General features: G+C 62.8%; 12 protein-coding genes and 1 rRNA gene (1 of these 13 cut by a window edge). 8 read left to right on the forward strand and 5 right to left on the reverse strand.

Annotation, left to right across the window (positions count from 1 at the left end; translation table 11 throughout):
* Position 1: 1 nt before the first annotated feature.
* The gene (locus tag K426_RS00255; protein ID WP_066552833.1) at positions 2–565 is read left to right on the forward strand and encodes a DNA-3-methyladenine glycosylase I; all 564 of its coding nucleotides are present in this window, start codon (positions 2–4) and stop codon (positions 563–565) included.
* A complete protein-coding gene (locus K426_RS00260) occupies positions 562–1,065 on the forward strand; it encodes a COG3650 family protein (RefSeq protein WP_066552835.1) in 504 nt (167 codons plus the stop codon). The genes K426_RS00255 and K426_RS00260 overlap by 4 nt, the downstream gene beginning before the upstream one ends.
* Positions 1,066–1,392: 327 nt before the next feature.
* Here the strand turns inward: K426_RS00260 and ppa are convergent, their stop codons facing one another.
* Positions 1,393–1,935 carry an inorganic diphosphatase gene (gene ppa / locus K426_RS00265; protein WP_066552837.1) on the reverse strand — a complete coding sequence of 181 codons (543 nt, stop codon included), beginning with the start codon at positions 1,933–1,935 and terminating at the stop codon, positions 1,393–1,395.
* 40 nt (positions 1,936–1,975) lie between these two features.
* The gene (locus K426_RS00270; protein WP_066561207.1) at positions 1,976–3,895 is read right to left on the reverse strand and encodes a M61 family metallopeptidase; all 1,920 of its coding nucleotides are present in this window, start codon (positions 3,893–3,895) and stop codon (positions 1,976–1,978) included.
* A gap of 152 nt (positions 3,896–4,047) precedes the next feature.
* Here K426_RS00270 and hisS point away from each other — a divergent pair, with 152 nt between their 5' ends.
* The 4 genes from hisS (at position 4,048) to K426_RS00290 (ending at position 8,355) form a co-directional block, all read left to right on the forward strand.
* Entirely contained in the window at positions 4,048–5,310 is a 1,263-nt protein-coding gene (gene hisS / locus K426_RS00275; protein WP_066552847.1) for a histidine--tRNA ligase, read from the forward strand.
* Positions 5,310–6,401 carry a peptide chain release factor 1 gene (gene prfA, locus K426_RS00280; RefSeq protein WP_066552849.1) on the forward strand — a complete coding sequence of 364 codons (1,092 nt, stop codon included), beginning with the start codon at positions 5,310–5,312 and terminating at the stop codon, positions 6,399–6,401. The genes hisS and prfA overlap by 1 nt, the downstream gene beginning before the upstream one ends.
* On the forward strand, positions 6,398–7,243 hold the full coding sequence (prmC, locus tag K426_RS00285) for a HemK/PrmC family methyltransferase (RefSeq protein ID WP_443018200.1): 846 nt from the start codon (positions 6,398–6,400) through the stop codon (positions 7,241–7,243). The genes prfA and prmC overlap by 4 nt, the downstream gene beginning before the upstream one ends.
* 317 nt (positions 7,244–7,560) lie before the next feature.
* Complete coding sequence (locus K426_RS00290) at positions 7,561–8,355, forward strand: DUF4167 domain-containing protein (protein ID WP_066552860.1); 795 nt, start codon at positions 7,561–7,563, stop codon at positions 8,353–8,355.
* A 97-nt stretch (positions 8,356–8,452) separates the two neighbouring features.
* Here the strand turns inward: K426_RS00290 and K426_RS00295 are convergent, their stop codons facing one another.
* Positions 8,453–8,830 (reverse strand): acyl-CoA thioesterase, encoded by a 378-nt coding sequence (locus K426_RS00295; protein WP_066552866.1) that lies wholly within the window; start codon positions 8,828–8,830, stop codon positions 8,453–8,455.
* Positions 8,823–9,122 carry a hypothetical protein gene (locus tag K426_RS00300; protein WP_066552868.1) on the reverse strand — a complete coding sequence of 100 codons (300 nt, stop codon included), beginning with the start codon at positions 9,120–9,122 and terminating at the stop codon, positions 8,823–8,825. Before K426_RS00300 ends, K426_RS00295 begins: the two co-directional genes overlap by 8 nt.
* Before the next feature lie 74 nt (positions 9,123–9,196).
* Between K426_RS00300 and K426_RS00305 the strand changes: the two genes are divergently transcribed.
* Positions 9,197–9,625, forward strand: a complete 429-nt coding sequence (locus K426_RS00305; protein ID WP_066552870.1) for a CBS domain-containing protein — start codon at positions 9,197–9,199, stop codon at positions 9,623–9,625.
* Positions 9,626–9,631: 6 nt separating this feature from the next.
* Here the strand turns inward: K426_RS00305 and K426_RS00310 are convergent, their stop codons facing one another.
* Complete coding sequence (locus tag K426_RS00310; protein ID WP_197672737.1) at positions 9,632–11,119, reverse strand: lipopolysaccharide biosynthesis protein; 1,488 nt, start codon at positions 11,117–11,119, stop codon at positions 9,632–9,634.
* Between the two features lie 449 nt (positions 11,120–11,568).
* Here K426_RS00310 and K426_RS00315 point away from each other — a divergent pair.
* A 16S ribosomal RNA gene (locus K426_RS00315) occupies positions 11,569–11,716 on the forward strand; it runs 1,339 nt beyond the window's last position.

Consider the following 11,716-nt stretch of genomic DNA (forward strand, 5'->3'; position numbering starts at 1 on the left):
CATGGAGCGGGTCCGTTGCGGCTGGGCCGGGACCGACCCGCTTTATTGCGCCTATCATGACGAGGAATGGGGCGTACCGGAACGCGATTCGCGGATGCTCTGGGAAACGCTGATGCTGGAGGGATTCCAGGCCGGGCTTAGCTGGATCACCGTCCTGCGCAAGCGGGAGACGTTCCGGTCCGCCTTTGCCGGTTTCGATCCGGACAGGGTAGCCGCCTTTGACGAGGCCGATATCGAGCGGCTGATGGGCGATCCCGGCATCATCCGGGCGCGGGCGAAGATCGAGGCGACGATTCGGGGCGCGCAGATCTTTTGCGCCATGCGCGACCGGCGCGAGGATTTTTCCGCCTATGCCTGGGGCTTTGTCGATGGCGGGCCGATCCGCAATGACGGCGTGACCTTTCCGGCGAAGACCGAGCTGTCCGAAGCGATCTCCAAAGACCTCAAGAAACGCGGCTTCAAATTTGTGGGGCCGACCATCGTCTATGCCTGGATGCAGGCTGTGGGGATGGTGAACGACCATGCCGCGACCTGTTTCCGGCGGGATCAAGTCGCAAAAGCATGAGACGGCTCTGGCCCTTGGCCTTCGCTCTTATGGTGGCGGGCTGTGATGGCGAGAAGGAAGCGCCCGCCGTCAATATGCAGTCTCAGGCTTCCGCACCGATCGTCGTTCAGAACGAGGCGGTGAACCAAGCCGACCAAAATGGCGCGGAAAGGGTTTCACGTGAAACGGACGTGGAACCGGCCCTCGTGCCTCCAGCCTCCGGTCGCCCTGCCAAGGATTATAGGGCGATCGGCACCGAGCCCTTCTGGGCGGTGACGGTGAAGGGATCGACCGCGACATTGGAGCGGCCGGACAGGGCGCCGCTCCGCTACGCGGTTTCGCGCAACGACGACAAGCGGGCGATCCGGTATCTGGGGGATGGCTTTTCAATGACCGTCACTGAAGGACCGTGCAGCGATGGGATGAGCGATGCCGTCTGGTCCGAACGGGTTGCGGTCGCCTTTGGCGAGGGGACGCTGAACGGCTGCGGCGGTTTGCGGGATGATCAAGGTCGGCCTTGAGATGGGCTTGATCCTTCGCCCGCATGGCACGGGGAGGAGGAAGATGTCCGCAAATGGCCAATGCAAGCCATTGAGCGCATCCGTGTTCCTGCGAAGGCAGGAACCCAGTTCTGCCGCTTGTGGATCATCGCACCGTAGGAACTGGGCTCCTGCCTTCGCAGGAGCACGATGCGCTTCAAGAAAAAGCGCTAAGCAGACCGTCCGCCTTCCACCCATTCCGCTCTACGGCGGGCATATCCAGCACGGCATTTCGACAGACGCATATGCAAAAAAAGGGCCGCGTAAAATCATCCACGCAGCCCCTTTTATCCACTATAATCGTTTGCTTTAAGCGGCCTGCTTGCCAGCCTTGTAACGCTCGATCGCTTCCAGCGTGATGCGGCGGGCGTCTTCCGCGCCGCCCCAGGTGCCGATCCGCACCCACTTGGTCTTTTCCAGATCCTTATAGTGGGTGAAGAAATGTTCGATCTGCTCCATCACGATGCCGGGCAGATCGTCCTTTTCATCGACGTCGCTGTAATAAGGGAAGGTCTTGTTGTCGGGCACGCAGACCAGCTTTTCGTCGCCACCGGCTTCATCTTCCAGATTCAGCACGGCGATGGGACGGGCGCGCACGACCGATCCGGGCACGAAGGGCGAGCGGGCGATGACCAGCGCGTCCAGCGGATCGCCATCGGGCGACAGGGTGTGCGGCACGAAGCCGTAATTCGCCGGATAGCGCATCGGCGTATGCAGGATGCGGTCCACGAACAGAGCGCCCGATGCCTTGTCGAACTCATATTTGACAGGTTCCCCGCCGACCGGAACCTCGATGATGACATTCAGGCTGTTGGGTGGATCATCCCCGACCGGGATCAGTTCGATATTCATGGGACTTCAAGCCTTTGTAAACGCGTTGGTCTTCGGGCGATTATGTTTTCGGTTTCAGCAGCCGGTCCAGGCTGCCTTCACCCTCTCCTGTCTTTTCGAGGCGCGGATAGCGCAGGCCGCCGGAATATGCGAGGGTCAAAGTGCGGTAATATTTATCTTGGCGTAGGATGATCTGGAGCGGCTTTCCGGACCTGATCGCGGCCTTGAACACATCGCCCGAATATTCGTCGCCGTTGATCGCGACGATTTTGGAGCCGATGGCGAGGCCCGCCTTGAAGGCTGGGCTGTCCCAGACGACGTTGGAAATCTCGCCGTCATTCTTGACGATCATGCCGATGCCGAAGCTCTGATCGGTGAATTTGCCCGACCCCTCGGCCGCCTTGGTGATGGCGCCCGGCGTGTCGCCATAAACCAGCTTGTAGCCGCCCAGCGCGAAGCCGCCCTTGGGCGTTTCCTTTGTCGTGCTGTCGACATATTTCTGGAAGAAGCCCGCCCAGTCATAGGGCGCGACGCCGTTCAGCGTCTTGATCACGTCGCCGCGATTATAGACGACCTGACCCCAGTCGCCCGGATTGATCCCGAAGAAAGCCTGGGCGAAATCATCCAGCCCCTTGGCGCCCTTGGTCTGCTGACGGATGATCGCATCCGCCTCCAGCCAGATCATCAGGCCTTCGTTGTAATAATCCTCCGACCGCTGCCAGCTCGACCAGCCTTTGGGCCGACGGGCGGAGATGATGGGATCATGGGTGGTGTCCTCCATCGGCCGCCATTCGCGGCCCTTGGCGGTGTCCAGCTTCGCCGCGATATGGGCATAGGCGTCCAGCGTTTCCTGCTTGTTGAACAGGCCTGACCGCGCACCCAGCACATAGCCCCAGAATTGCGTCTGCCCTTCATAGACCCAGAGCAGATTGTCCTGCATCGGCACGTTGAAATCGGGCGTCCACAAAAGGTCCGGGCGGCGGAACTTGCCGTCCCAGCTATGGGTGAATTCGTGCGGCAGCAGGTTGCGGTCCAGCAGCGCGTCGCCATCGCCCCATTTCTTGAAATAGCCCGGCTCGACCTGATTTTCGGAACTGCGGTGATGCTCCAGCCCGATGCCGCCCATCTCGTCGGTGATGGCGAACAGGAAGTCATAATGGTTGAAATGATAGGTGCCGAACAGCGCGCCTGCTTCGTCCACCAGCTTCTTGTGTTTGGCGATCTGGTCGGGCTTGGCATCCAGCTCGTCGGCATCGTCCGCAACGATGTTCAGCGTCACATTATGGCCAAGGTCGACGGGCTTGAAATACCGTCCCGCGAAGACCGGCGAATCCTGCAAGGCTTCATAATCGATCACGTCATAGGCGACCGTCGATCCGGTCTTCTTGCCCCGCAACGCCGTCGCCGCCTGCCAGCCTTCGGGATAGGTCACGGTCGCCTGCACCGGAATCTGGCGCGTATAATAGCCCGCCGGATAGAGCGACACCGACTCCCACTGGATGTTCAGCATCTTGGGCGTCACGACGACCCGGCCCTGATTGGGCTGGGTGGCGGACAGGAACTGGAAGCTTGCGACGACCTGCTTCGTCCCCTGCGGCACGTCGATCACAAAGCCGTAGACGTTGAGCGGATCGCGCTTCCACGCCAGCGGCTTGCCGTCGGCGGTGAAGCTGATGCCGTTGACCTTTTCAATGGCTCCGCGCGGCGCATGATTGCCCGGCAGCCATTGCGGCACCAGCAGCGTCATCGGGCCGGCGGCGGCGACGGGGATCGTCTCCTTGACGCGGAAGATGCGCTGCACCGTGTCGGTGGCGTCGACCTCCAGCTTGATCGTGCCGCCGGGATAGGGAATGTCCTTGGGCGTGGGCGCGGCATTGTCGACCGGCAGCGCCGTCGGCTTGGAGCGGATTGCATCCTGCGCGACCAATGGTCCTGCGATAGCCGTAGAAAGGAAAAGGGCGGCAGCAAGGCTGCGGATCATGAACATCTCCGAAAAAGCTTGTGGTCGAACGACCGTATAACAACAGAATGGCGAGCCAATCCGCTCTCGTCCACCCTGAACAATGCTCGCGACATATTGGGACAAAAAAGCGCGTTTCCTTGAAGCATCTTTATCGTTAAAGGCGCTCCCCCATGGCCAAGATTGAAACGCCGCGTCCGGTGCGCGGCACGCAGGACATGCTGGGCGGCACCACCGAAGCGTTCCAGGAACGTTTCGCGCACGTAGTCGCCACCTTTGAGCGGGTGCGAAAGCTCTATGGATTCCAGCGGGTGGAAGTGCCCGTCTTTGAATCGACGGCGGTGTTTGCCCGGTCGCTGGGCGAAAGCACGGACGTCGTTTCGAAGGAAATGTACACGTTCGAGGATCGCGGCGGCGACAGCATCACCCTGCGCCCCGAATTCACGGCGGGCATTTCACGCGCCTATATCACCGAGGGGTGGCAGCAATATGCGCCGCTGAAAGTCGCGACCCATGGCCCGCTGTTCCGTTACGAGCGCCCGCAAAAGGGCCGCTTCCGCCAGTTCCACCAGCTCGACGCCGAGATCATCGGCGCGGGCGAGCCGGGTGCGGATGTGGAACTGCTGGTTCTGGCGGATCAGTTGCTGCGCGAACTGGGCGTGTCGGAAGGCGTGACGCTCAATCTCAACACGCTGGGCGACGGGCCGAGCCGCGACGCCTGGCGGGCGGCGCTTATCGCGCATTTCGAGGCGCATCGCGACCAGCTTTCCGAAGAGAGCCTGGATCGTTTGCAGCGCAATCCGCTTCGCATCCTCGACAGCAAGGATCCGCGGGATCGCCCGGTGGCCGACAGCGCGCCAGACATCGACGCCTATCTGACCGACGAAGCCCGGACCTTCTTCGAAAAGGTGACGGCGGGCCTCGATGCGGCGGGCGTAGCGTGGGAGCGCAATGCCCGGCTGGTGCGCGGCCTCGATTATTATCGCCACACGGCTTTCGAGTTCATCACCGATCGCCTGGGCGCACAGGGCACTGTGCTCGGCGGCGGGCGTTATGACGGGCTGATCGAAAATCTCGGCGGTCCCTCGACCCCGGCGGTCGGCTGGGCGGCGGGGATCGAGCGGTTGGCGATGCTGGTGGATATGCCGGAGATTGCCGGACCCGCTGTAGCCGTCATTCCCATGGGTGAAGCGGCTGAAATCAAGGCCACCGGCATCGTAGCCGATCTGCGCCGCGCCGGCGTCGCCTGCGACATGGGCTATCGCGGCAATATGAAGAAGCGGATGCAGCGGGCCAATGCCTCGGGTGCGGCCTGGGCGGTGATCCTGGGCGACGACGAGCTGGCGCGGGGCGAGGCGGCTGTCCGCAATCTGGGTACGGGTGAGCAGCAGGCCGTTGCATTGGATGCACTGATCGAGAAGTTCGCGACACTCTGATGCACATTTCCGCCGAACGCATCGCGCAGATCGAGGCGCGCCGGGACGAGGTGCAGGCGTCGATGACGCGCGCCGACCTCGCGCCGGAAGAATTTGTGCGGCTGTCCAAGGAATATGCCGAGATCGAGCCGGTGGCCAAGGCCGCCCATGAGGTCCGCCGCCTGCGCCAGGAACTGAGCGCCCTCGAATATATGGCGGGCGGGGAGGATGCGGATGCCGATCCGCTGATGCGCGAAATGGCGCAGGAGGAGATGCGGCTCATCAAGGCCCAGTTGCCGGACGCCGAACGCGCCCTCGCGCTCCAGCTTCTGCCCAAGGATGCCGCCGATGCGCGCCCCGCCATGCTGGAAATCCGGGCGGGCACAGGCGGCGACGAAGCTGCTCTGTTCGCGGGAGACCTTTTCCGCATGTACCAGCGCTATGCCGATACCCAGGGCTGGAAGATGGAGATGCTCTCCGCCAATGCCTCGGAAGTCGGCGGTTTCAAGGAAGTGGTCGCCAGCGTCACGGGCACCGGCGTCTTCGCCAAGTTGAAGTTCGAAAGCGGCGTCCATCGCGTCCAGCGTGTTCCGGCCACTGAAAGCGGCGGACGCATCCATACTTCGGCGGCGACTGTCGCTGTGCTGCCGGAACCCGAAGAGGTCGACGTCCAGATTGCCGATGGCGACCTCAAGATCGACATCTACCGCGCTTCGGGCGCGGGCGGCCAGCATGTGAACACCACGGACTCCGCCGTGCGCATCACCCACTTGCCGTCCGGTATCGTGGTGATGCAGCAGGACGAACGCTCGCAGCACAAGAACAAGGCCAAGGCCATGCAGGTGCTGCGCGCCCGCATCTATGAAGTGGAACGCGAGCGCGCCCAGAGCGAACAGGCCGGCGCGCGCAAGGCGATGGTCGGTTCGGGCGACCGTTCGGAGCGCATCCGCACCTATAATTTCCCGCAGGGCCGGGTGACGGATCATCGCATCAACCTGACGCTGCACCGCTTGCCCGAAATCCTCGAAGGGCCGGGCCTGTCCGAAGTCATCGACGCGCTGATGGCGGAGGATGAAGCCGCCCGCCTCGCCCAATTGGATGGAGTGGCGTGAGCGTATCCGGCTCCGTCCATATTCCCGAAACCCTCCGCGCCACTAGCGCTCGCCTTGCCCCCATCAGCGGCACGCCGCGTCTGGACGCCGAACTGCTTCTCGCCCATGCGCTCGGGATCGACCGCAACGAGCTGCTGATGCGCCAGCGCGACCTTAGCGTCCCGCCCTGCTTCGAAGCCCTCATCGAACGCCGCCTCACCGGCGAACCCATCGCCTATATCATCGGCATGCGCGATTTCTGGACGATCAGCCTGCATGTGACGCCTGACGTTCTGATTCCCCGCCCGGACACCGAAACGCTGATCGAGGCCGCCGTCGACCATTTCGGCAGGAGGACGCCTGCCCGTATCCTCGACCTCGGCACCGGCTCCGGCGCGCTGCTGCTCGCCGCGCTCAGCCAATGGCCGCAGGCGAGGGGGACCGGGGTAGACATTTCGCCTGCCGCGCTGGCGGTGGCGCAGGGCAATGCCGATTGCCTGGGTCTTGGCGCGCGTGCCGACTTCCGGCTGGGCAACTGGGCGGAGGGGCTGGACGGCCCGTTCGACCTGATCCTCATCAACCCCCCCTATATCGCGCGCGACGTCGTGCTTGCGGGCGATGTCCTTCACGAACCCGAAGGCGCGCTTTTCGCCGGAACGGAGGGGCTGGACGATTATCGCCGGATCGCGCCGATGCTGCCGCGCCTGCTGGCATCGGACGGCATGGCCGCGATCGAGATCGGTTATGACCAGCGGACCAGCGTCTCGGCCTTGCTTGCCGATCAAGGACTTAGCGTTTCGGCGCGCCGCGATCTGGCCGGGCACGACCGCTGTCTGGTCGCGACGCCGGCACCCCTGGCGTGACCGGGTGAAGGATTTGCGCCGACACAAGCTAAAATTGCTTGGTTTATGGCCTGGAAGCCACTACATGGGGCTTAGGGACGGCACTATCCTGAGGATCTGCCCTGTGGGGCTGCGACAAGAAAAGGCCGTTTTCCCGCTCCTTCAAAGTCACGACGGCGCTGCTGCGCAAGCGCCTCTGGCAGGTCAAGGGCATGGGCCGATCGCTCGGCCCCTGTCCGGCGGAGCCTTACCCGGCCTGATGGTCAGGCCGTGCTGAAGGATGGCGACTGAACAGTGTTTTCAGTGAATGATGGCAAAGTGAACGCAAGGATCAGCTCTTGATCAACAACAGGCAGGCCGGCCGCCGCAATCGCGGCCGGAACAACAATAATGGTCGTCCCAATGGTGGCAATCGGGGCGGTGGTGACAACGGCAACCGGATCGACAACCGCGCGCGCGGCAATGCGGCCCAGCTTCTTGAAAAATACAGGAATATGGCTCGCGACGCCCAGATGGCGGGCGATCGGGTGAATGCGGAATATTATCTGCAATTTGCCGACCATTATTTCCGCGTCCTTGCCGATAACCGCGCCCGGCAGGAGGAGCAGCAACAGCGCTTCCGGCCCCGCGATGAAAGCTTCGACGAGAATTTCGACGATTTCGACGGTGGCTATGAAGGCGGCGAGGAAGTGCGCGCCGATCAGGTTCCCGATCGCGGCCAGGACTTTGATCGTCGCCGTGACGAGCCGCGCGACTATCGTGAAGGCCGGAACGACCGCAATCGGCGGGATCGCAATGACCGCAATGATCGCAACGAGCACCGCCGTGAGCGCCCGCCGGTTGAGGAAAGCGTCGTCGAGGAAGCCGTGAAGCAACCCCGGCCTAAGGTTGCTCCCGAACCGGTTGCCGCCGCGCAGCCGGCCCCGGCCCCGGAACCGCAGCCCGAAGCGGAGGCTCCCCGCGCGCGCCGCGGCCGTCCGCGCAAGGCGGCGAAGGAAGAGGGACAGGGCGGTCTGGATCTCGCCGTGCTGCCGCCCTCGATCGCTCGCGCCGACAATGATGCCGAACCCGTCGAGGAAGCGCCGCGCAAGCGCACTCGCCGCGCCCGGCCCGCGGCTGAAGCGGCCGAATAAATCCCGATCCCTGCCCGATGGCGGGATGATGAAAAAAAGGGGACAGTGCTGATGCGCTGTCCCCTTTTTTGTTGTCCTCCGGCACGGCTTTGACGGATCAGGCGACCGGCAACGGACGCGGCCGGTGATTTTCGTCCAGCGCGACGAAGGTGAACAGGCCGCTTGTCAGCTCGACCTTCGTCTCTTGCGGGCCTCGCGTCGCGATGACATCGATCCGGATGGCGACGGACGTGCGCCCCCGCCGTTCCTCATGGGCATAGACCGACACGATATCGCCCAGCAGGATCGGGGCAATGAACGTCATGCTCTCGATCGCCACCGTCGCCACGGCGCCCTGAGCGATCCGCGTGGCTACGATGCCGCCCGCAATATCCATCTGGCTCAGCACCCAGCCGCCAAAGATATGCCCGTTGGCGTTGATGTCCGTGATGTGCGGAACCACGCGCAACACCACTTCGCCCCTTTGTTCAGTCATCACTGGAAACCTCGTCTTTCATCCGGTCGATGACCTGTTCGTCATGCCCCGTTCCGCTCGACAGAAATGCCAATGCCATCAAACCCGTCCCCAGCATGAAGGTCAACCAGACGCCCAATATCGTCGCGATGATCATGTGGATCGGCATGGGCCCCGCCCATAGCCGCAGAAACAGCAAGGCGACCCCCACGCACAGCGCGCCGGCCAGCGCCATCCACCCCATGATCCGACGGAATCGCCGCCAGGCGACCCTTGCAATCTCCGGATCATCAAGGCCTTGTTTGTGCGTCATCCCTTTCCTTTGGGGTGTGAAAGTGGGATCATCAAGGGACTGAGGCATTTAGTCGACAGGGAGGGAGATGGATCATGACGATCGCGGCGATTTTGCAACGCAAGGGACAGGATGTCGTCCAGGCGCAATCGAGCGACACGGTCCTTTCCGTGGTGCAGTTGCTCGCCCAGCGGCGGATCGGCTGCGTGCCGGTGGTGGATGACGGCAAGGTGGTGGGCATCTTTTCCGAGCGCGACCTGGTCTATCGCGTGGCGCAGGAAGGAGCGGCGGTGCTGGAACGCCCCGTGGGCGAGATCATGACCGCCCCGCCGATCACGACCGATGATCGGACTCCCGTCATCCACTGCCTGTCGTTGATGACGAAGCGGCGCATCCGGCACCTGCCCGTCGTGGTCGACGGCGCGCTTGTCGGGCTGGTGTCGATCGGGGATCTTGTGAAGTTCCGCATCGACAGCATCGAATCGGAAGCGGCTTCCCTGCGCGACTATATCCAGACGGCCTGATTCGTTTCAGGCGGGCGCCTGCACCGGCGGCGCCCGCCGCACGACCAGCGCGACCAATTCCAGCAGAGTGCCCCGCGCGCACAGCATCAATGCGGCCAGAAAGGCGAGCCCGCCCGCCGGCACCAATATCCCCAGCCGAATCGGCGCGGCGAGTGGCGGCAATATCCGGTCGACCGCCATCACCGCCGCAGCCATCAAGAGGGAGCAGCCAAGCCCCGGCGCCGCCGCGCGCATCAGGTCGATCAGCCGCAGCCCCATCGGCGCACCCGCCAGCCGGGCGGTGATGAGCGTGAGAATCGGGAAGGCGCAAAGCCATGCCCAGGCCAGGCCGATGGCGCCGAATCGAATCCCGATGAAAAAGGCGGCCGGCATCAGCACCGCGCCCACCGCCGCCACCCGCGCGGTCGTCCCCGGCCTTCCCAGGGCATTGCTGACCGGCGCGAACATCACCTGCAACGTCATGAACGGCATGGCGAGAGCGAGAATCGCGACGAAGGGCGCCATATCCCGCCACTTCGCGCCGAACAGGGTTTCGACCAGCGGCCCGGCCGTCGCCGCCATGCCCAGATAGACCGGGCAGGAAATCAGCAGCAGCAACCGCACCGCCTTGCAGAAGGACCATGCGATTCGCGCCGGGTCCTTCTGCATCCGCGCATAGGCTGGAAAGGCGACGTCATTGAGCGGCGGGATGAATTTGCTGACGAAAATCTGCGTCAGGAACAGCGCTTCGGCATAAAGGCCCAATTGATGCGGCTCCAGCACCCGCCCGCCGATGAAGATATCGGCCTGGCTCTGCACGATCCAGAAAAGCTGGCCGCCCAGCAGCGACGCGCCATAGGCGACCATCGCCCCGGTCCCGCGAAAATCGAAGCTGGGAATCGGCCTGAACCTGGTCGCCAGCACATAGCCTATGCCCTTGACCCAAAACCCCGCAATGGGCGCGAATACCAAGGTCCACACGCCCCAACCCGACAGCGCCCCCGTCAGCGCCACAGCCGCCGAAGCGATGGCCGCGATCAGGTTGACCAGCGCGGGCCGCCGAAAATCCATCGCCCGGCCCATGATCGCCTCGGGAATCGAGATGAAGGGCGTGGATAGATATAGCAGCGCCTGCACGCGCAAGAGCTGCGCGACCATGGGCTGGTCATAATAGCTCGCAGCCAGCGGAGCGACCGCGAGCTGCGCCAGGGCAAGCCCGCCGTTCAGCAACAGCATGATCCCGAACGCCTGCCGCAGCTTATGCGTCTCGATCGTCTCGGACTGCACCAGGGCGCTCACCAGCCCATAGCCATTGAGGAAGGTCGCAAAGTTCAGAATCACCTGAGTCATCGCAAACAGGCCGTAATCGGCCGGATCGAGCAGCCGGATCACCGCCAGAGTCACGATCCAGCTCAGCATTTGCGCCACGATCTGGCTGCCCGATCGCCAGAGAATCGCGCTTCTTATCCTTGTGCCAAAACCGGCGTCGTCCGCGTCGGCGTCCTGCAAACCCATTGTCATTCCCAATTTCTGGAGCGTTGTGTCTCGTGAAACCGCTCTATCGGCCAAGTTCCAAAAAATTCTGAAACAAAAGTGCAAAAAGGGTTTGACGGTTCAGGAAGCCCTCCATATATGCCCGTCTCACCGGACGGGACAGCGCCACTGAGGCACTGGAATGGACGGTCGCCAACATAGACGGACGCCAAGTCCCTCGCACGAAAGTTCGAGGAAGATTGGTTGTCCGCTTCTGATTTTGGTGTGTTCTTTGACATTGTTGATTGATGAAGGGACATGTGGGCGGCGGCTCCGGGTCTTGGCGGCTTTCAGGCGCTGGGTACTCGGTTAAATTTAGCCAGACCTCACAATGTCCTTACGTAACCATGTAAGAAATTTGTGCAGGAATGGCTCCTGAAAATGAGCGGTTCATGTTTGGGCTTATTCCGCCTGGATATGGATCGGACATCAAACTTGAGAGTTTGATCCTGGCTCAGAACGAACGCTGGCGGCATGCCTAATACATGCAAGTCGAACGAGATCTTCGGATCTAGTGGCGCACGGGTGCGTAACGCGTGGGAATCTGCCCTTGGGTTCGGAATAACGTTTGGAAACGAA

The sequence above is a fragment of the Sphingobium sp. TKS genome (assembly GCF_001563265.1).
Taxonomy (GTDB): domain Bacteria; phylum Pseudomonadota; class Alphaproteobacteria; order Sphingomonadales; family Sphingomonadaceae; genus Sphingobium.